Source organism: Candidatus Oscillochloris fontis (assembly GCF_004138135.1).
Classification (GTDB): domain Bacteria; phylum Chloroflexota; class Chloroflexia; order Chloroflexales; family Chloroflexaceae; genus Oscillochloris; species Oscillochloris fontis.
This window is the reverse complement of record NZ_RYFD01000038.1, coordinates 14,271-34,698: the sequence shown is the minus strand read 5'-3', so window position 1 is coordinate 34,698 and position 20,428 is coordinate 14,271. Positions and strand designations below refer to the sequence as shown.

The window sequence follows — 20,428 nt, the reverse complement described above, 5'->3', positions numbered from 1 at the left end:
TGCTTCGCCCGCTATGGGCCATGGAGCAGGAGAACCCAAACGCGGCTTGTGGGCGATGCTTCGCCCCTACGAGGTTTTTATCGCATGTTCGCTACGCATATAGATACCCTCGTCAACGAGGCCATCCACGCCCACATGTTCCCTGGCGCAGTTGTGCATGCGCAGCGTGCCGGGCAGACACTCCACTATGCCGCATACGGCAACACCATGTATGGCGATCCTGGTAGCCATCCGGTGACGTGCGAGATGATGTATGACATCGCCTCATTGACCAAGCCTTTCACGGCGACTGCGGCGCTCATCCTGATGGATGCCGGTCTGTTGCGGCTTGATGATCCGTTGCAGCGCTTTCTGCCCGCCATGCGGGCGCATGGGGTTACGTTGCGCCATCTCTTCACGCATAGCGCCGGGCTAGAAATTCGGCTCTCCAGCCTGCGTGAAGCGGGGGCGGCGGGGATTCGGGACGCCATTCAGCACCTTGAGCCGTTGCACCCACCCGGCACGTACCTCTCGTATGCGAATATCAACACCCTGCTCTTGGGCGAAGTAGTAGCGGCGGTCTTTGGGGCTGGGCTTGATGCCGCCATCCACGAACTAATCCTAGCTCCCCTGGAGATGCGTGACACCACCTTCTGCCCCGCGCCACACCTGCGTGAGCGCATCGCGCCCACCGAGTGGGACGAGCACTGGCGCGGAGGTCTGGTGCATGGCGTCGTGCATGACGAGAGCGCCTATGCGCTGGGTGGGGTGGCGGGTCATGCGGGACTCTTTAGCACCGCCGCCGATATGGCGCGTTTTGCCAGCCTCTGGCTCCAAGGCGGGGCGTGGGGCGGGCGTCAGATCCTGCGTGAAGCTACGGTGGCCCTGGCCTTCCGCGACTACACCAGCCACATGCGGACACCCACCGGCCAGCCCCTGGCGAGTGGGCTAGGCTGGGCGCGGGATCGAAGCGCCTTTATGGGATCAGCCCCAGCGGGGACGATAGGCCATACCGGCTTCACCGGCACCGTGATCGTGATCATCCCACAGGTTCAAGCCGCGCTGGTGCTGCTCACCAACCGCACCTACCCCTACCGCACCCCGCCGCCCTACCGCCACCACCCACTTGTCGCGCAGATGGTGGCGGCTACGACACGGGCTACGCCCTAGGCTCGCCGTCCGCCCTTCAGCTTCTTCTGGAAGGCCAGCATCGCATCCCAATCACCGCGTGCCCCATACGCAGCCTGCTCCGCCCATGTGGTCGGATCGGCAATGGCGTAACGCGAACCTGCCGCGCTCAGGATGGCCTTGATGCGCTTCACTGGTGTGACCGCCAGATCGCTCAGATCGAGGATACCATTGCTGACCAGCAGAGCTGCGATCTTGGGGCCAATGCCCTCGATCTTTTCTAAATCCTTGGGTCGCGCCTCGCGGGTTTCCGCAGGCTCCGGCTCTGGGGCAGGCTCTGGCTCTGGGGCAGGCTCTGGCTCTGGGGCAGGCTCTGGCTCTGGAGCAGGCTCTGGCTCTGGAGCAGGCTCTGGCTCTGGGGCAGGCTCTGGCTCTGGGGCAGGCTCCGCCGCATGCTCCACCTTCCGGCAAATGATCCCCAGGCTATCAATGAACCAATCGGCGCGGCCATACAGCCCGACCAGCGCATGGTTACGCGGTACCTCTAGGGCAAAGTCCATCGCCGTGCCATTACGACCGTAGGTCTCCGAGACGCGCAAATTGGTGTGGAAGCGAATCTGATCGATGTACCAGTCGGCCAGACCACTGATCATGGTGATGTGCTCATCTGGGCCGAGGATGAATGTATCGTGCGTTCCACCCTCACCGCCAATGCGCCCCATCTCGATCCGCTCTCCATTGCCGTCGCTATAGACGAATTGGAGTGCATTGACAAATTGATCAGCGAAGATGTGAATCTCGGTCAGGCGGGCACCCTCTGGGATGGCGTAGCCTGTAAATGGGATGCCCCCTAGGCCACCTGCCTCCCCCTGCAAAATATCTGACATTGCGAGTCTCTCTCCTATTGTTGTATCCTGCCGATTCTTGCATCGCTACCTTACCTTGTACATTATAACGCATACTCAACGCACGTGCATCGTAGTAGGGGCGAAGCATCGCCCGCCATGGAGCAGGGGCACTTGAACGAGGTTGGCGCACCCCTACGGGGTGATCGCGGAACCCAGTGATGATGGAGCAGGGCATGTGCAAAGTCATTAGGGCTGTGCCCCAAACCTCAATTTTTGTGGTGTTTTGGCGGCGTAGCCGCCAAAACACCACAAAAAAGTTCTGCGGGGGCGGCGAAGCCGCCCCCGCACCCCCACCGGAGGTGATTTTGCACATGCCCTGGATGATGGAGTAGCTCATCTTGCACATACGCGAGAAATATGGTACTTTCTATCAAATAGTTAGAAAGTCCGAACTATTCAGAATATGGAACCAACTTCCGACATCAAACATCTCGCCTGCTTGGTGATGCGCTTCAATGGGCTGCTGAATGTCCAACTGATCGGCGATGTGATGGCCTTGCTACGCGAGGCCGATCTCTCACTCCCGCGCTTGGTGACGCTCAGTTACCTCCACCGTACCGACTCGGCCTCGATCTCACAGATCGGCGACCACCTGGGGTTGGCGATGGCTACCACCAGCCACTTGGTTGATCAACTCGTGCAGGGCGGCTATGTCGAGCGCCGCGAAGCCGAACAGGATCGCCGCCACAAGACGGTTTCGATCACCGATCAGGGGCGCGATGTGGTGGTGCGCTTCTATGAGATCCGTATCAATGATGCCTCACAGCAGCTTCATCGCTTGCCGCCAGATCTCGTCCAACGCCTGAGCACGCTGCTTGAAGAGGCGATTGCGGCGCTGCAACCCCATCCTTAAACCTGAGGAACTATGGCTACAACCACAATCAATCAACCGACTGGTACCCGTATTGATTACACGACGTTGCTCGATCAGCGTACTAAGATGCTGATTCTGGTCGGTGTTTTGCTCAGTCTCTTTCTCTCGTCCCTCGATCAGACGATTGTCTCGACCGCGTTGCCGCGCATCGTGGCCGACCTGCACGGGATCGAGTTGTTGGCGTGGGTCTCCACCTCGTACCTGCTGGTCAGTACCACGATGGTGCCGATCTATGGCAAGCTCTCCGACATTTATGGGCGCAAGATCATTCTGCTCTTTGGGATCGCGGTCTTTCTATTTGCCTCGGTCTTGTGTGGCCTCTCGCAGTCCATGCTCCAGTTGGTGATCTTCCGTGGTATCCAGGGCTTGGGGGCGGCTGCGCTCACCTCGACCGCCTTCGCCATCCCCGCCGATCTCTTTGTGCCAGCCGAACGCGCCCGCTATATGGGTCTCTTCGGGGCCGCCTTTGGGCTGGCGAGCGTGATTGGCCCCTTCGCTGGTGGCCTACTGACCGACCTGATCAGTTGGCATTGGGTCTTCTATGTGAATCTGCCGGTCGGTCTGGTGGCGATGGTCTTTATTCTGCTCAAGATGCCTAAGTTGGATAGTGGCGTGCGCAGCCCGATTGATTTCTTCGGGGCTTTTACGTTGGTGGTGGCGGTGGTTCCGCTGCTGCTCGCGCTCACCTTTGATAAGAACCAGCACGCCTGGACTTCGCCGCTGATCCTGGGCTTGCTCGCCTTGAGCGTCGTGGGTCTGGTGCTCTTCATCGTCGCCGAGAAGCGCGCCGTGGCTCCCATCCTGCCGCTGCACCTCTTTCACAATCGCACCTACACACTGGTGAATATCATCGGTGTCGCGGTCGGTGCCACGCTCTTCGCGGCGATCTTCTTCCTCTCGCTCTACCTCGTCAATGTGCTGGGGGTGAGCGCTACCGAAGCGGGCACCACGCTTATCCCGCTGACCTTGAGTCTCGTCTTTGGCTCGGTGGTCTCTTCGGCCATCGTACAGCGTTTGGGGCGCTACAAAGGCGCGATCATTGTCGGCCTGATGATCATGGTGGCTGCGCTCTTTTGGCTCACCACTATCCAGATTGATTCCTCAATCTGGCTGATACGGGTGCAGATGATCGCGCTCGGTTTTGGTCTCGGCCCATCACTGCCCATGCTTAACCTCGCGATCCAGAACGCGGTCTCGCGTGAATATGTCGGCACGGCGGTGGCCAGTCGGCAGTTCTTCCAGCAGATCGGCCAAGTACTCGGTTCAGCAGTCTTTGGGGCGGTGCTCACCGTCACCCTGACCAACTCCTTGGCCGCCAATTTGGCTCCGATTCAGGCCAAACTGCCCCCGGCAATGGCGGCGCAGTTTGATCCGGCGCTGCTGCGCAACGGCACCGCCGGGGGCGAAGGCAGCACCGGCGAGGCGCTCAATCCGGTGGCGCGCATCACCACGGCGATTGAAGAACGCTTTGCCACCCAGCGTACCCTCCTGACCCAGGCGCTTGGCTCCGCTGACCCGACCGCGATTCAGGTACTCCAAGCCGATCCGCAGACCACCCCGGAGTTGCGGGCGTTGCTAGAGGCGCTACCGGGGATGCCCGCCGAGATGCGCTCCCAGACCTTAGCGCAGGTGCTCCAGAATCTTGACACTGCCGAGGCTACGGCGCTGCACGAGGGCCAGCAGTTGGGCCAGGAGGTTGATCTGGCGATCAAGCACGCCTTTACCGACAGTATCGCCAACATCTACCGCTATGCGATTGTGTTGGCGGTGGTCGCCTTGATCCTCGCATTCTTCATCCCCGCTCTGCCGCTGCGCCGCACTAGCGAGCCAGCCCACCCCACCGTTTCTGAAATCTAAATGCCCCTAGGGTTCCCGGAAGGTCATACCTTCCGGGAACCTCGCCTATCATCCACTAAACCCCTGCCCGCGCTCGCGCATACTCACATAGCGTCCGCGCCCGATGATCAGGTGATCGAGCACCTCAACATCGAGCAACTTGCCCGCCTCGACGATCTGGCGGGTGACCAGGATATCTTCGGTTGAGGGGGTCGGGTCGCCCGACGGGTGGTTATGTACCATAATGATCGCGGTGCTATTCTTGCGCACCGCATCGCGGAAGACCTCACCCACCCGGATCACGGCGGTATTGACCGAGCCGACATAGATCGTGCTGATCTGCTGCACCCGGTTCTTGGTGTCGAGCAGCACGGTACGCAAGTGCTCCTGATCCAAGTGGCCCATCTCGACCATCAGCAGGTTGGCGACATCGGTGGGGGAGCGAATCTGCGGGCGCGCATCGGTGCCGGTGATCAGGATGCGGCGACCAATCTCCAATGCTGCCTTGAGTGTCGCCGCTTTGGCCTCGCCGACCCCGTGACGGCGGCAGAGTTCGCTGTAATCGGCGCGTTGCAGCCCGACCCATCCGCCATGTTCGGCCAGGATTTGCTGTGCGAGTTGCAGAACGTTGGTGCCCGCCACGCCCACGCGCAGCAGGATGGCGAGCAGTTCAGCATCGGAGAGGGCGGCGGGGCCAGCATCGCGTAGCCGTTCACGCGGCTGGGAGTCGGGAGGGAATTCTTTAATCCGGAGGTGGTAGCTCTGGGGCGCTGGCTGCATACAGTTCTCCTCGTGCTAGATTGGTTACTTCTATACCGCACTAGCACGAGGAAATGTTGCATCAGAGCCTAATCAATCCGCGCATACCCCGGCAGGGTCAGGAACTCGACAAACTCATCACTCGTGGTGATCTCATCGAAGAGTTGCGCCGCCTCCTCGTACTTGCCCGCGCTATAGTCTGCGCCAAGCAGTTGCTTGATCTTCGCCAACTCCTCCGGCAGCAGCGCCCGGAACATCTCGACCGTCACCTTGCGTCCATCATCGAGCACGCCCTTGGGGCTGCGAATCCACTGCCAGATCTGGGCGCGCGAGATCTCCGCCGTCGCCGCATCTTCCATCAGGTTGAAGACCGGCACACAGCCATTGCCCGCCAACCACGAGCCAAGGTACTGAATACCGACATTGATGTTCAGCCGCAGACCCGCCTCGGTGATCGGCCCCTCCGGCCCGAAGTTGAGCAGGTCGTCGCGGGTTACCTGCACATCATCGCGGGTGCGCTCGATCTGGTTGGGGGTCGGCATGTGCTTGTCGAAGGATTCCAACGCCACCGCAACCAGACCGGGGTGGGCCACCCAGGTGCCATCGTGGCCATCGCTCGCCTCGCGCTCCTTATCGGCGCGCACCTTGGCCAGTGCGGCCTCGTTGGCCGCCGGATCATTCTTGATCGGAATCTGCGCCGCCATCCCGCCCATCGCATGCGCCTTGCGGCGGTGGCAGGTCTTGATCGCCAACAGCGAGTAGGAGCGCATAAAGTGGGTCGTCATCGTCACCTGGGCGCGGTCGGCCAACACAAAATCGGGGTTGTGGCGGAACTTCTTAATACACGAGAAGATGTAGTCCCAACGGCCACAGTTGAGACCCGCCGAATGCTCGCGCAACTCGTAGAGGATCTCATCCATCTCAAACGACCCCAGGATGGTCTCGATCAGCACGGTGGCCTTGATCGTCCCCTGGGGCAAACCGAGCGCCTCCTGGGTCGCCACGAAGATCGCATTCCAGAGGCGCGCCTCCAGGTGGCTCTCCATCTTGGGCAGGTAGAAGTAGGGGCCACCCTGCACGCTGATCGCCTGACGCGCATTGTGGAACATGTAGAGCGCAAAGTCGAAGATCCCGCCCGACACCACCTCACCATCCACGGTGACATGCTTCTCGTTCAGGTGCCAGCCACGCGGGCGCACAAAGAGCACCGCCACGTCACTCTTCAGCGCATATTGCTTGCCCTCAGGCGAGCTAAAGGAGATCGTGCGCAGCAACGCATCGCGCAGATTGATCTGGCCCTGGATCGTGTTCTCCCAGGTCGGCGTGCTCGAATCCTCGAAGTCGGCCATAAAGACCTTGGCCCCGGCGTTGAGCGCATTGATGACCATCTTGCGATCCACTGGGCCAGTAATCTCGGTGCGGCGGTCGTTAAGCTGCGCAGGGAAGGGCGCAATCGTCCAATCCCCCGCCCGAATCTCCGCCGTCTCTGGCAGGAAATCGGGCAACTTGCCTGCATCTAGCTCGGCTTGGCGCTGCTGACGGCGCTCCAGCAACTCGATGCGGCGGGCATTGAAGCGGCGGTGCAGCGTAGCAACCAGTTCGAGCGCCTCTGGGGTGAGGATCGCGGCAAATTCGGGGCTGATCGTCCCGCTGATGCTCATGCCGGTGGGGAGTGTGGTCATACGGGTGTCCTTTTGATTTTTTCATATAGTGGAAAAGCATTCCACTTCTATTATACCCGAAAAAATGGCGGCTACGCCGCCCCAGTAGGGGCGAAGCATCGCCTGCCAATCCAGTCAGTGTTCCCAAGGCTACATGGTAGGCGATGCTTTGCCCCTACGGGTGGTGCGCACATTGCAGTGCGCACCACCGCGATTTGCCTAATGGAACTGCTCGGCCTCGGTCGAGCCAGCCAGCGCCGTGGTGGAGCTGGTGCCACCCGAAATGACCATGCTCACCTCATCGAAGTAGCCGGTACCGACCTCGCGCTGGTGCTTGGTGGCGGTGTAGCCCAGTTCTTCGGCGGCGAACTCGGCCTCCTGCAACTCGGAGTAGGCGGCCATACCGCGATCCTTGTAGCCGTGGGCCAGGGTGAACATGCTGTAGTTGAGCGAGTGGAACCCAGCCAGGGTGACGAACTGGAACTTGTAGCCCATCTCGCCAATGGCGCGCTGGAAGCGGGCAATGTCGGCGTCGCTGAGCTTCTTCTTCCAGTTGAAGGAGGGCGAGCAGTTGTAGGCCAGGAGCTTGCCGGGGTACTTGGCGTGGATGGCGTCGGCGAAGCGTTGCGCCTCCTCGATGTTCGGCTCGGCGGTCTCGCACCAGACCATATCGGCATACTCGGCATAGGCCACACCACGCGCAATCGCCTGCTCGATGCCTGCGTTGACGTAGTAGAAACCCTCCGGCGAGCGTGAGCCGGTCAGGAAGGGGTGATCACGCTCGTCCACATCGCTGGTGATCAGGTTCGCGGCGTTGGCATCGGTGCGGGCGATGATCAGTGTCGGCACACCCGAAACATCAGCCGCAAGACGAGCGGCGATCAGGTTGCGGACGGCCTGCTGGGTCGGTAGGAGCACCTTGCCACCCATGTGGCCGCACTTCTTCTCGGAGGCCAACTGATCCTCGAAGTGGACACCGGCGGCACCGGCCTCGATCATGGCCTTGGTCAACTCGAAGACGTTCAGCGGCCCACCGAAGCCCGCCTCACCATCGGCGATGATCGGCGCGAACCAGTAGGTGTCGCCGGTGCCCTCACTGTGCTGGATCTGATCGGCGCGCTGGAATGCCTGATTGATGCGCTTGACGATCATCGGCACGCTATTGGCCGGGTAGAGGCTCTGGTCGGGGTACATCTGGCCCGCGAGGTTGGCATCTGCCGCCACCTGCCAGCCCGACAGATAGATCGCCTTCAGCCCCGCCTTGACCTGCTGCACCGCCTGATTGCCGGTCAGGGCACCCAGGGTATTTACGAATGGCTCGGTGTTGAGCAAATTCCAGAGTCGCTCGGCACCCATACGGGCCAACGTGTACTCAGGAACGACCGAACCACGCAATTTATAGACTTCCTCGGCTGAATAGCCACGGGTAATACCAGCAAAACGAGGGCTGTTCCAGCTCTCGGCAATCTGAGCGATCTGCTGCTCGCGCGACATGAATCCTCTTCCTTTCACAGACTTCTAGTGTTAAGAGACCAAATGATAGCAGGGCGCACGAGCTCGCCGCAGATCAGAGAAGGCAAATAAGCCGCAAGTCTCCGCTGACATCGGCTGACACATGGGCCGCTGCCCAGGTATTGCACAGGACATGACGAGTATAGCCGATGGTAGTTACATGCTGGTTACAGATTTCACAGATTTTTGTCATTCATCAAGGTGCAGTATCGTCACACCCTCTGTACCTCAGGGCATGTGCAAAGTCCTTGGGGCTGCATCCCAAGCCCCATTTTTTGTGGTGTTTTGGCGGCGCAGCCGCCCCCGCACCCCCACCGGAGGTGACTTTGCATATGCCCTGCTCTGTACCTATGCACAGGGTTAATGGTATAGGGTTAATGGTATACTGTGACGCACGATAGCTTCTCTAATTACACAATACTACCGGGGGCTATGTTGGCCTGTGGAACCAGTGGTCATGCGCATTTGAACCATGCTGATACCATTGCGATAGCTCCTGTCTTGTAGTGAGACATTATGCTTGAACTCTTCTCACGCTACCTGCTCATGATTGTTGCAGCGGCTCTGGCGACCTACGTGATCATCCGTGCGGGTACCTATCCCCCGGCTCGTCTGCTGGTGCTCGTGATTACCCTGTTTGTCGCGATCTCACTTAACTCTGCCCTCCGCCAGGTAGCCGACACCCTGGAGTTGGCCTATTGGTTGGCCTCAACCAATGTGGTACTACTGGGCTTGGTCTCGATCTCCGTGCTGCTGCTGCTCAGCCGGATCTTCATTCCTGAGTGGTGGCAGGGTCGCCGACCGATCATCTGGATCGGGTTGCCCTACCTACTGGTGACAATGTTCTTAGTGATTGACCTGTTCGGACGAACCGGCCTGATCTTCACCGGGATCGCTAAGGTAGGAAATCGGATGGTGCTACAGGGTATCCATCCTCGCTTGCCCTTCGTGATCTTCTTGTTTAGTGCGAGTTGGTTGATACATGTCGCCGTGTTGATCGCCGGTTTTGTACGCCAGCCGCAGCAGCGCAAAACAATTGTGATACTGATGGTCGGGTTTAGCATCAGTATCCTGAGTGGGTTGCTCGTCGTTCAGGTTCCCGCGCTCGCCTCCCTCCAGACTCTGGCGACAGCCATCCCGGTGTTGGGTTCGCTTGCCTATGCTGTACTACGTACCCAGTTGCTTGTTCCCACCCAGGCTGCCTTCGACTTGGCGGTGGCGGCTATCCGCGATGTGGTGCTGGTGATCACGCCCGATGGAGAGTTGCTCTATGCTAACCCTGCGGCGCAAGACTTAGGGCTGATCAGTGGTCGTTCGTTGGCCGATGCCATGGCTGCCGTGGGGGTGTCGGCGGAACAGGCGCAGCATTTGCTTTGCGATACAGATGCTATGGCCGAGCAGGATGTGGCGCTAACGTTGGCAGGTCGCCAGGTCGTAGTCAACCGCACGTCGGTGCGTGATCGGCGTGGGCATACGGTGGGCCAGTTGCTACTAGGGCGCGACATGACCGAACTAGAACAGCGCGGTGCTCAGCTTGAGGCCGAACGCATGCGTCTGGCGGCGACTGTGCAGGCGTTGGAGTCCCGCGAGCGCGAGCGCGACGATCTCGTGGCGACCGTGCGGGCGCTGGCTCTGCCGGTGATTCCCATCCTCAATGGGGTGCTGGTGTTGCCGCTGGTGGGTGATTTTGATGCGGTACGGGCTCAGCAGTTGACTGCGTTGCTACTCCAGGCGATTGAGCGTGAGCGGGCACGCCTAGTGCTGCTGGACATCACCGGAGTACCGTTGTTGGATCAAGCTGGCGCAGTGGCGCTGGCCCAGGCGACACGATCTGCTGCCCTGCTTGGGGCACGCTGTATCCTGGTTGGTGTTCGCCCCGAAATTGCGCAGACGTTGGTGTCGCTGGGGGCACTTACCGACGAGATTCCCGCAATGGCGACACTTCAGCAGGCGCTTCAGCAGGTGCTGGATCGCCGGTAGCCTCATTGTCATTTGCGTTTTACCCAAGCATAAACAGGTACACGCAAATCGTAGGTTCGCGTTCGCACCCTCTTATGCTATAATCCGCCTATGCACGTCCTCCAACTCTCCTGGGAGTTTCCGCCCCACCTTGTCGGTGGAATGGGCCGCCATGTGGCGGAATTGGCTCCGGCCCTTGCTGCGGCTGGCTTGCGGGTGTCAATTGTCACTCCGCAGCTACGTGGTGGGCCTGATGCCGAGCAGCTCGCCCCTGGCCTCAATGTCTACCGTATCCCGATGGAGTATGCCCCCGGTGCCGACTATCCCCACTTTGTGGCGCTGTGTAATCGTGAGTTGGAACGGGCCGCACTCAGTCTCCAAGGCTCCTTGGGCCGCTTCGATCTCATCCATACCCACGATTGGCTCACCGCTGAAGCAGCGGCGCGTCTCAAGCACCTCTGGCAGATTCCCTTGATCGCGACGATCCACGCCACTGAGCGCGGGCGCGGACGCGGTAGCCTGAATGGCCGCGCTGCCCAACAGATCAATGATCAGGAGTGGTTGCTCACCTACGAGGCGTGGCGGATTATTGTCTGCTCACAGTTTATGTTGGGTGAAGTGACCGACTCCTTCCATACTCCGAGCGACAAGATTGATGTGTTGCCCAATGGGGTCACCCTCACCCCCGATCCCTTCGCCAACTGTCATGATGAAGAGCGCCGTATCTTTCGCCGCCGCTTCCTTCCCGATGATGCCTACCTCGTCTTTTATGTGGGCCGGATTGTCGCCGAAAAGGGCTTGCAGATCTTGATTGAGGCATGGCCGCAGATTATGGCCGGGGCCAATGCGCACCTCCTTATTGCTGGTACCGGTGGCTACCGCGATGCGCTCCAATCTCAGGCCGAAGCGATGGGTTTGTATGATGTGATCCACTTCGCGGGCTTTATGAGTGATGAGGAGCGTGATAAAATCTATCGCGTAGCCGATGTGGCGGTCTTTCCTTCGGTCTACGAGCCGTTTGGGATTGTGGCCCTCGAAGCTTCGGCGGCGGGTTGCCCGCTGGTGGTGAGTGACGCTGGCGGCTTGGCGGAGGTGGTGCGCCACGGCGAGACGGGCATGATCGCGGCGGCTGGTGATCCCTTCGCCCTGGCGGCGGCGGTGCTCGATTGTCTCCACGAGCCGGAACAGGCCCAGATGCGCGCTGCGGCTGCCTTCGCTGAGGTGCAACGCGCCTATACGTGGGATATTATCGCGGCAGATACCATTCAGATCTATGTGCGGGTGCTTGCTGAGTGGCAGGCCGGGAATTGGGGTAAATAGTAAGCTATGTCAGGGAATAGTTTTGGTCAGATCTTTCGCCTCACAACTTGGGGTGAATCGCACGGGCCGGGGGTGGGCTGTACTGTTGATGGTTGCCCCGCAGGCTTGGCGCTTGCTGATTCAGATATTCAACGCGAACTGGATCGCCGCCGGGTTGGTCAGAGTAAGGTCAGTTCGCAGCGCCAAGAGGCCGATCAGGTGCAGATCATGTCGGGCGTCTTTGAGGGCCGTACCACCGGCGCACCGATTGCGATGCTGGTGCTGAATAGCGATGCTAAGTCGAGCCACTATGCGGCGATCAAAGATCTCTACCGCCCTGGCCACGCTGATTATAGCTGGGATGCCAAGTATGGCCTGCGCGATTGGCGCGGCGGTGGCCGTTCGAGCGCCCGCGAGACGATTGGGCGTGTGGCGGGCGGCGCGATTGCCAAGCTGCTGCTGGCCCACGTTGGGGTGCAGATTGTGGGCTATACGCTCCAGTTGGGCGATCTGCGTGCTACCCAGATTGATGAGGCCGAGATTGAACGCAATATCATGCGCTGCCCCGATCCTGCCGTTGCTGAAGCGATGATCGCCCGCGTTGATCAGGCACGCCGCGATCTCGACTCGTTAGGTGGCGTGGTGGAAGTCCGCGCCCGGGGCGTTCCGCCAGGGCTGGGCGAGCCGGTCTTCGATAAGCTCCAGGCCGATATTGGTAAGGCGATGTTCTCGATCCCCGCCATCAAGGGCGTGGAGATCGGTGAGGGCTTTGGTGTCGCCGATCTGCGCGGGTCGCAGAATAACGACCCCTTTGTGCGCCGTGACGATGGTAGCATCGGTACGCTCAGCAATCGCCACGGCGGTATCCTGGGTGGGATCTCGACCGGCGAGGAGATTATTGTGCGCCTCGCTGCCAAGCCGACGCCTAGCATTGCTCAACCCCAACCGACCGTTGATCGTGATGGCAACCCGACCAGCATCGAAGTCCATGGCCGCCACGATCCCACCGTTCTGCCCCGTCTGGTGCCGGTGGCCGAGGCGATGTTGGCGCTCGTGCTGGCCGATCATCTGCTGCGCCAACGCTGCGCACGGGTGACCTATCCGTAGGTACTCACCAATGCCCCAGCGGGTCAGTGATGCCGGGAGAAACCTGGGAGCGCCGCATGGCTTCGGCAGGCTCAGCTTCGGCAGGCTCAGCTACCGCCAGCGGCGCGGTGGCTGAGCTTGTCGAAGCCCCGCGCCGCACATATCCGTAGGTACTTGCCCATGGAACGTCCACGTACCGAAATCCCGCTCTCGCTGATTGCTGCACTCGCCGCCGGACTCTGCTGGGCCGGTGCCTTGAGTCTGCTGGCCTTGGGTGGGCTTAGCCCGGAGTTGCCGCTCTTCTCCGAGTTGCGCCTGCTCTACTACGGGTTGGTGCTGGGGGCCGCGATTCTCACCTTCACCCCGATTGAGTGGAGTATGCGCCTCAAGGGTCTGGCGGTCGAAGGTGGGGTGGGCGTCACCATGCTCCTCTACGCGCTCGCCTTCGTCCCGCCACCCACCGAATGGCTGCTCTCACCACCCGACATGCCGGTCTATACGCTCCTGATCGGCGCGATCTTTTTGTGTAGCGCGGCGATCATTCGTCCGATCCTCTACGCCCTCGGTCGGCGCATGTTCACGGATCGCGTGCGCGCTTTCGACCAGCGCCGCGTGCGGCGGCAGTCCTACGAATGTGGCCTCTTACTCGCCGCACTGGCCGCACTCGCCGCGTTGCGTAGTTTTACGTGGGGCAATGTGCTGCTCCTCACCTTGGCCTTCACCATGGCCGAATTGCTCTTTTTGGCCCGCGTTCAGGCTGAATAAGCAGGAGAACACCGCGATGATTCGCATCAGTATCATAGGAATGGGTCTGATCGGGGTCTCGTTGGGGATGGCGCTGCGCAATGCTGATCCCCAGCAAAGCCCGCTGGGGGCGCTGGAGGTTGTCGGTTACGACCGTGACCCACGAGCGGTGAAGGATGCACGCGGGCGCTTGGCCATCGATCATGAGGCGCGCAGCCTCGCTGATGCGGTGCGCGATGCGCAGATGGTGGTGCTGGCAACCCCGGTGCGCGCCATGCGCGATGTGTTCGCCGAACTGGCCACGCTGCTTCCCGCCGGGACGATCATTACCGATGTGGCCAGCACCAAGAGCGAGGTGGGCCAGTGGGCTGCCGAACTGCTCCCGGCAACCCTGAGCTATGTCGGGGGCCACCCGATGGCGGGTAAGGAGCAGGCCGGGGCCGCCGCCGCCGATCCCGACCTCTTCAATGGCGCGATCTACTGCCTGACCGTCAGCCCCCACGCCCGCCCCCAGGCCGTCGAGGCGGTCGAGGCGCTGGTGCGTACTGTCGGGGCGAAACCCTACTATATCGATCCCATCGAACATGACTCCTACGTCGCCGCTATTTCGCACATCCCCTTCCTGCTCTCGGTTGGCTTGACCGCGATCACCAGCCGTAGCCCGGCGTGGAAGGAGATGGCCCCGCTGGCCGCCAGTGGCTTCCGCGATGTTTCGCGTTTAGCATCGGGCGACCCCACCATGCACCGCGATATTTGCCTCACCAACGCCCAGGCGATGAGCCACTGGATCAATACGATGATCGCCTTTCTGGTTGAGGCCCGCGACACGATTGAGTCCGGTGATGCCGCGTCGGTTGAGGCTATGTTGCGTCACGCCAAAGAGCAGCGCGACATCTGGCTAGAGAGTCGCCCCAACCTGCGCCCCGGCGAAAATGCCTTCAATCGCCCCAATGAGGCACCTGAGCGCCCCAGTTTGCTCACTTTCCGGCGGCGTGACGGCTCCCAAGGCTAAAGCTCTTGGGCTTCAAGGGGATGCCGCCCTCAAAGGGTGTCACTTTTTTAGACATGGTTCGTAGCCACGTGGCAGTTCGCCGCCGCATGGCCCTCACCCCCAGCCCCTCTCCCGTGGGCTTCGCCCACAGGAGAGGGGGGCACCGTGCTGGGGTATCCCCCGGAGCGTATCCCCCCCTCGCCTGTTCGCGCAGCGAACGGGAGAGGGGGGCTAGGGGGGTGAGGGCCATGACGCAACGGTCAAGCAGATGTGCCCCTTCTGAACCCATGCCTTACGGCTTTTGCAGGCTTCCGTGCCGAAGCGGTCGCCGCGAGCGCGTCCTGATGCAGCACCCGTGCTGGCACGCACCCATGAGCCGTTTTGCCGCATTGGGACGGCACCCTAAAAAAAGTGACACCTTTTGAGGGATGCCGCCCCATCCCACAACGCTACAGGCGGAGCGAAAGGAGTCCCCGTTGCAGAATGTTGAGCGCCGCGTTCTCGTCTCGATCCATGACCAGCCCACAATGCGGGCAGGCATGGACGCGCACGCTTAACGCCTTGGGGACCATCTCGCCGCAGGTCGAGCACATCTTGGTCGTGTTCTTGGGGTTCACCAGAATCACCCGTCGCCCAGCTTCTTCCGCTTTGGCAACGGTCATGCTGATGAACTGTGTCCACGCCACGTCCAAGATGCTCTTACGCATCCCACGGCTTCGGCCCATCTCCATTGGGGCCAGATCCTCGAAAACGATCACTTGATAGGCGTTCACCAGCTTGCGGCTTTCCTTATGGGCGAAGTCGCTGCGCCGGTTGGCAATCCGCTCGTGGATCTTCGCCAGGATGCGCTTCTGCTTGGGCGCATTGTTCTTTACCCCAATCGTGAACGGTTACTTCGTATCTCTCCATTGACGAACGACCTCTGATGCGCTATACTCCTCATAGTAGTTCTAATTCAAACTACTATGAGTGATGTATGAATAATCTCCTCGAACAACTCTCTGCGCTAGGCATGACCGACTACGAGGCCAAGGTCTATTTGGCGTTGCTCAGCGAAAATCCCGCCACCGGCTACCAGATCAGTAAAACCTCGGGCGTGCCGCGCTCCATGGTCTACGAGGCACTGGGGCGCTTAGAGGTGCGCGGTGCGGTGCTCAAGTCGCCGGAAGAGAAGGCGACGATCTATCGCCCCGTCCATCCGGAGATGCTGCTGGATCGCTATGAGCGCCAAGCCCATGATCTCGCCTCCAGTTTGCGAACCGCCCTCGTACCGATCTACCAGCAAGAGAAGACCGGGCGGCTGTGGAATTTTAGTGGCCGCCGCGAGGCGATCAACTACGCGATAGATTTAATTGATGAGGCCAAGCATGAATTGATGCTCGTCCTCACCGATGCGGATGTGGTTGCTCTCCATCCGCATCTCACTACTGCTCATACCCGTGGCGTCGCTTTAGGCATCATCCTCACCGGCGACCTGCCCTTTGATCTTGGGCAGGTGGTGCGCCATCCCAAACGAGAGACCCAACTGCACCGCATGCAGGAGACGCTGATTGTGGTTGCTGATGAGCGTGAGTTCTTGATCTCTTCTGGTCATCAACATACAGATGCCACGGTGACGACCAATATCAATATGGTGCTCATCGCCCGCCAGTTTATCTGGATGGAACTCTTCGCCCAGCGCATCTTTGCTCGTTTGGGTGCCGATCTGTTACAAAAGCTCGATCCTGAAGATCAACAGGTGTTGCACTAATAACGTAAGGATTGCCCTATGTCTACCCTCCAACAAACCCGTATCAAACCGGCTTCTGGCTGGCCATTCACATGGAATGATGAGTTTATTGAGCCATTGTTGGTCTCCCTGACGCTACTGGGGATCATAAGTGGTGTGGTGATCGATTATCTGGGATTAGCGGCGGAACTGCTCCTCACGATCAATATCGCTACCTATGCAGCGGGTGGCTTCTATGCCATGCGCGCCATTATTGCCGCATTGCGCGAGCGCACCATCGAGGTTGATCTGCTGATGGTGCTTGCCGCTCTGGGTGCTGCCTACGTGAGTGCCTGGACTGAAGGCGCGATCCTGCTCTTCCTCTTCTCGCTCAGTAATGTGCTCCAGGGCTATGCGATGCGCCGCACCGAACGGGCGATCTCGTCGCTGCTCGAATTGCGCCCCGATCATGTTGATGTGCGTCGCGAGGACGAGGTGCTGGCACTCGCGCTTGAGGATGTTGCCGTCGGTGATGTGGTGCTGTTGCGCCCCGGCGACCGGGTGCCGCTCGATGGTACGATTCAGCGCGGGCGCGGCAGTTTCGATGAGGCGGCGATCACGGGCGAAGCGATGCCGGTGCTGCGTGATGTGGGCGATCATGTGCTGGCTGGAACGCTCAATATCAATGGCTCGATTGAGCTTTTGGTGACCAAATCGGCGAGTGAGAGTACGCTCTCGCGGATCATCGCGATGGTCAGTGAAGCTCAGGCGCGTAAGGCGAGTACCCAGAGTTTCCTCGACCGCGCCGAGCAGTATTACGCGGTGGGGGTCATCGTTGCGGTGCTGCTCTTCATCACCTTGGTGCCGCCGCTCTTCCAGGTTCCCTTCAGCGAGAATTTCTACCGGGGCATGGTGCTGCTTACCGTTGCTTCGCCCTGTGCGCTGGTGATTAGTGTCCCGGCGGCGCTGCTGAGTGCGATTGCCAATGCCGCTCGCCGTGGGGTGCTCTTTAAGGGCGGGGCGCATCTGGAGGAACTGAGCAAGGTGAAGATTATCGCCCTCGATAAGACCGGCACGCTCACCTTTGGCCACCCCGAACTGACCGATCTGGTTCCTCAACCAGGGGTGAGCACCGATGAACTGCTCGCAGCGGTGGCGCGTGCCGAGCAACCCAGCGAACACCCAATTGCCCGCGCCATCATGAGCTATGCAGCGGCGCAGAACCTCACCCCACCCGAACCAACCCACTTTGCCGCCGTTACCGGGATGGGCGTGCGCGCCACCTGGGACGATGAGGAGACCCTGGTTGGCTCGCCGCGCCTCATGAATCAGGCGGGACTACAGGTGCCTGCCGCGCTACTCGCCGAGATGGATCGCCTCGCCGATGAGGGGCGCGGGACGGTGCTACTCGTGCATCGCGGTCAGCGCTGGCTCGGCTTGGTAACGGTGATGGATCGCGAGCGCCCCGACGCCGCCGAGAAGATTCTCGCGCTGCGGGCGGCGGGCATCGGGCGGGTGGTGATGCTCACCGGCGATAACGCCCGTGTCGCCGAGGCAATGGGGCGTCGCCTCAAGATTGATGAGGTTCACGCGGGCCTCTTGCCCGAAGATAAGCTGCGTCTGGTGGAGGAGTTGGGCAAACAGTACGGGCCAGTAGCGATGGTCGGTGATGGCGTCAATGATGCCCCGGCCCTTGCCGCTGCGTCCAGTGGGATTGCAATGGGTGCCGCTGGTACCGATGCTGCCCTGGAGACCGCCGATATTGTGCTTATGTCCGACGATCTCGGCGCGATTGCCTACGCGGTTGGCTTAAGCAAGCGCACCCAGCGCATCGTCTGGCAGAACATCACCTTCGCCCTGGCAGTAGTGGTCATCCTGGTGGTCACCACCCTCACTATCGGGGTTCCTCTGCCACTCGGTGTTGTCGGCCACGAAGGCTCAACGATCATCGTGGTGCTGAACGGGCTGCGCTTATTGGCCTATCGCGGGTAGAGACGCAAGATATTGCGTCTCTACCCCCCCCCATGGCGTCTCTACCCCCCCATGGCGTCTCTACCCCCCCCCATGGCGTCTCTACCCCTCCCCATGGCGTCTCTGCGTACCCCACAAACAAAGAAGCAAGATTGAGTGTATACTCAATCTTGCTTTTTTAGTTTACGAGAGACCTACTGGAACCCTACGCGGTATGCGCAACTGCGCTGCTGGTCACCACCACTCCGCTCTTCTCGGCGGGCTCATCCACGGCTGTAGCGGGAAGAACGAACCAAGTAGCGACCAGAGCGGAGAAGAGCACGAGAGCGATGATCAGTTCCATTGTAGTGTCCTCACTTATTGTTACCGCACGAGCGGTTTGGTATGAAGTAACTGTGTTCAGTATAGCCAAATTACCCACTGTGCGCTACGGTTAGGCTATCCAAGCTTTGGGGGGGTGGGTTTGGATAGTTTGTACAAGTATATCCTCCCAACTATGTGAGGCACCTATGTCACCCTTCAGCGACTACCCTAACTATGATGGCCTCGGCCTTGCCGATCTTGTTCGTACCCGTCAGGTAACGCCGCTGGAGTTGGTTGAGGCGGCGATTGCGCAGATTATGGCGCATAATCCCGCCCTGAATGCGGTCACCTTCCCGCTCTTTGATCATGCACGGGCGGCAGCGCAGGCTCCGCTTCCTGATGCACCATTTGCCGGGGTGCCCATGTTGCTCAAGGATTTCTGGGCCACATGCGCCGGGGTACCTACCAGCGATGGCAATGCGATGTTACGCCACTTTCCTCGTCCGTGTGACAGCGAAATGGTTCGGCGTTGGAAGGCGAGTGGCGTGATCATTCTGGGCAAGACGAATGTCCCCGAATTTGCCCTTCAGCCTACCACCGAGCCAGCCGCCTTCGGGCCAACCCGCAACCCCTGGGATCTGCGCCGATCTCCGGCGGGATCGAGCGGTGGCTCTGCGGCGGCGGTTGCAGCCCGTATGGTGCCGATTGCGAGTGCGACAGACGGTGGCGGATCGATCCGTATGCCCGCCGCCTGTTGTGGCCTCTTTGGCCTCAAGGTCTCACGCGGACGCACCCCGTCCGGCCCCGATCATGGCGAGATGTGGAGCGGGCTAGGCGTGGAACATGTGATCACCCGCACCGTGCGTGACAGTGCCGCGATGCTCGATGCTACCGCCGGGATGGATGTGGGCGCACCCTACGCTGCGCCAGCACCGCAGCGCCCCTTCTTGGATGAGGTGACGTGTGAGCCGGGTCGCTTGCGGATCGCCTTTACCGACCACCCCTTCTTTGGTCATGCGGTTCACCCCGAGTGTCGCGCTGGGGTGCGGGCTACGGCGCGCATGTTGGAACAACTCGGCCACGAGGTGGTTGAGGATGCCCCGCGTATAGATGGCGGGGTGTGTGCCAAGGCGATGATGATCGTGGTGTCCGCTGAGGTACGCGCCGCACTTGTGGAGGCGGCGTTATTGGCCGGGCGGCGCCCGCACCCAGAGGACTTTGAGGCGGCCACCTATGCGCTGGGCCTACTCGGCGCGAGTTATAGTCTCCAGGCGTATATGGCCGCCTGGCGGCGTATGCGCCAGACCGCCCGCGAGGTGGGTCAGTTCTTCACCTACTATGATGTCCTGCTGACCCCCACCCTCGCCCAGCCACCGCTGCCGCTCGGCCATTTTGCCCTCACCCCACCCCAAGCTCTCCTCCTCCGGGTGGTCAATCGTCTAGGGGCGGGCTGGATGCTGCGCGCCCTCACGGTTCCACACCAGATCGCCAATCAGCTCTATGACTACATGCCCTACACGCCACTCTTCAACATCACCGGCCAACCAGCCATGTCGGTGCCGCTGATCTGGAGCGGCGAAGGATTGCCGATTGGGATGCAGTTTGCCGCTCGCTATGGCGATGAAGCCACTCTCTTCCGTCTCGCTGGCCAGCTTGAACGCGCCCGCCCATGGGCACAGCGGCGTCCATTACTCTAGCACATTCGGGCGA

At 60.6% G+C, this 20,428-nt stretch carries 18 protein-coding genes; 11 read left to right on the top strand and 7 right to left on the bottom strand.

Features of this window, described 5'->3' with window-relative positions; genetic code table 11:
• Positions 1-84: 84 nt before the first annotated feature.
• Positions 85-1,149, top strand: coding sequence for a serine hydrolase domain-containing protein (locus EKD03_RS13770; RefSeq protein WP_129631886.1), 1,065 nt, complete (start codon positions 85-87; stop codon positions 1,147-1,149).
• Here EKD03_RS13770 and EKD03_RS13765 read toward each other — a convergent pair.
• Positions 1,146-1,994: a jacalin-like lectin gene (locus EKD03_RS13765; RefSeq protein ID WP_129631883.1), complete on the bottom strand. Its 849-nt coding sequence runs from the start codon at positions 1,992-1,994 to the stop codon at positions 1,146-1,148. The two genes, EKD03_RS13770 and EKD03_RS13765, sit on opposite strands and share 4 nt — an antisense overlap.
• Positions 1,995-2,418: 424 nt before the next feature.
• On the opposite strand from EKD03_RS13765, the gene EKD03_RS13760 reads away from it, so the two are divergent.
• On the top strand, positions 2,419-2,868 hold the full coding sequence (locus EKD03_RS13760) for a MarR family winged helix-turn-helix transcriptional regulator (RefSeq protein ID WP_129631880.1): 450 nt from the start codon (positions 2,419-2,421) through the stop codon (positions 2,866-2,868).
• Between the two features lie 12 nt (positions 2,869-2,880).
• Positions 2,881-4,746, top strand: coding sequence for an MDR family MFS transporter (locus tag EKD03_RS13755; RefSeq protein ID WP_129631877.1), 1,866 nt, complete (start codon positions 2,881-2,883; stop codon positions 4,744-4,746).
• Positions 4,747-4,794: 48 nt separating this feature from the next.
• Here the strand turns inward: EKD03_RS13755 and radC are convergent, their stop codons facing one another.
• The 3 genes from radC to aceA all read right to left on the bottom strand — a co-directional run bounded on the left by radC (position 4,795) and on the right by aceA (position 8,639).
• On the bottom strand, positions 4,795-5,505 hold the full coding sequence (radC, locus tag EKD03_RS13750; protein ID WP_129631874.1) for a RadC family protein: 711 nt from the start codon (positions 5,503-5,505) through the stop codon (positions 4,795-4,797).
• 68 nt (positions 5,506-5,573) lie between these two features.
• Entirely contained in the window at positions 5,574-7,166 is a 1,593-nt protein-coding gene (gene aceB, locus EKD03_RS13745; protein WP_129631871.1) for a malate synthase A, read from the bottom strand.
• A gap of 198 nt (positions 7,167-7,364) precedes the next feature.
• Positions 7,365-8,639 (bottom strand): isocitrate lyase, encoded by a 1,275-nt coding sequence (gene aceA, locus EKD03_RS13740; RefSeq protein WP_129631868.1) that lies wholly within the window; start codon positions 8,637-8,639, stop codon positions 7,365-7,367.
• A 534-nt stretch (positions 8,640-9,173) separates the two neighbouring features.
• Between aceA and EKD03_RS13735 the strand changes: the two genes are divergently transcribed.
• From EKD03_RS13735 to aroC, 3 genes are all read left to right on the top strand, one after another.
• Positions 9,174-10,637, top strand: coding sequence for an STAS domain-containing protein (locus EKD03_RS13735; RefSeq protein WP_129631865.1), 1,464 nt, complete (start codon positions 9,174-9,176; stop codon positions 10,635-10,637).
• A gap of 90 nt (positions 10,638-10,727) precedes the next feature.
• Positions 10,728-11,936, top strand: coding sequence for a glycosyltransferase family 4 protein (locus EKD03_RS13730; protein WP_129631862.1), 1,209 nt, complete (start codon positions 10,728-10,730; stop codon positions 11,934-11,936).
• Positions 11,937-11,942: 6 nt separating this feature from the next.
• Complete coding sequence (gene aroC, locus EKD03_RS13725; RefSeq protein WP_129631859.1) at positions 11,943-13,022, top strand: chorismate synthase; 1,080 nt, start codon at positions 11,943-11,945, stop codon at positions 13,020-13,022.
• Between the two features lie 4 nt (positions 13,023-13,026).
• On the opposite strand, the gene EKD03_RS18460 is transcribed toward aroC, so the two are convergent.
• Complete coding sequence (locus tag EKD03_RS18460; protein WP_161569267.1) at positions 13,027-13,194, bottom strand: hypothetical protein; 168 nt, start codon at positions 13,192-13,194, stop codon at positions 13,027-13,029.
• On the opposite strand from EKD03_RS18460, the gene EKD03_RS13720 reads away from it, so the two are divergent.
• Together EKD03_RS13720 and EKD03_RS13715 are read left to right on the top strand one after the other, a co-directional pair.
• Positions 13,182-13,766, top strand: coding sequence for a hypothetical protein (locus EKD03_RS13720; protein WP_129631856.1), 585 nt, complete (start codon positions 13,182-13,184; stop codon positions 13,764-13,766). The two genes, EKD03_RS18460 and EKD03_RS13720, sit on opposite strands and share 13 nt — an antisense overlap.
• Positions 13,767-13,782: 16 nt before the next feature.
• Complete coding sequence (locus tag EKD03_RS13715; RefSeq protein WP_129631851.1) at positions 13,783-14,757, top strand: prephenate dehydrogenase; 975 nt, start codon at positions 13,783-13,785, stop codon at positions 14,755-14,757.
• Positions 14,758-15,185: 428 nt separating this feature from the next.
• Here EKD03_RS13715 and EKD03_RS13710 read toward each other — a convergent pair whose 3' ends face one another.
• On the bottom strand, positions 15,186-15,617 hold the full coding sequence (locus EKD03_RS13710; RefSeq protein WP_129631847.1) for an RNA-guided endonuclease InsQ/TnpB family protein: 432 nt from the start codon (positions 15,615-15,617) through the stop codon (positions 15,186-15,188).
• Positions 15,618-15,712: 95 nt separating this feature from the next.
• Between EKD03_RS13710 and EKD03_RS13705 the strand changes: the two genes are divergently transcribed.
• Together EKD03_RS13705 and EKD03_RS13700 are read left to right on the top strand one after the other, a co-directional pair.
• Positions 15,713-16,486: a TrmB family transcriptional regulator gene (locus EKD03_RS13705; RefSeq protein WP_129631845.1), complete on the top strand. Its 774-nt coding sequence runs from the start codon at positions 15,713-15,715 to the stop codon at positions 16,484-16,486.
• An 18-nt stretch (positions 16,487-16,504) separates the two neighbouring features.
• Positions 16,505-18,436, top strand: coding sequence for a heavy metal translocating P-type ATPase (locus tag EKD03_RS13700; RefSeq protein ID WP_129631842.1), 1,932 nt, complete (start codon positions 16,505-16,507; stop codon positions 18,434-18,436).
• A 184-nt stretch (positions 18,437-18,620) separates the two neighbouring features.
• On the opposite strand, the gene EKD03_RS18455 is transcribed toward EKD03_RS13700, so the two are convergent.
• A complete protein-coding gene (locus tag EKD03_RS18455) occupies positions 18,621-18,758 on the bottom strand; it encodes a hypothetical protein (RefSeq protein WP_161569266.1) in 138 nt (45 codons plus the stop codon).
• A 166-nt stretch (positions 18,759-18,924) separates the two neighbouring features.
• Here EKD03_RS18455 and EKD03_RS13695 point away from each other — a divergent pair, with 166 nt between their 5' ends.
• Positions 18,925-20,415: an amidase gene (locus EKD03_RS13695; protein ID WP_129631839.1), complete on the top strand. Its 1,491-nt coding sequence runs from the start codon at positions 18,925-18,927 to the stop codon at positions 20,413-20,415.
• Positions 20,416-20,428: the final 13 nt, after the last annotated feature.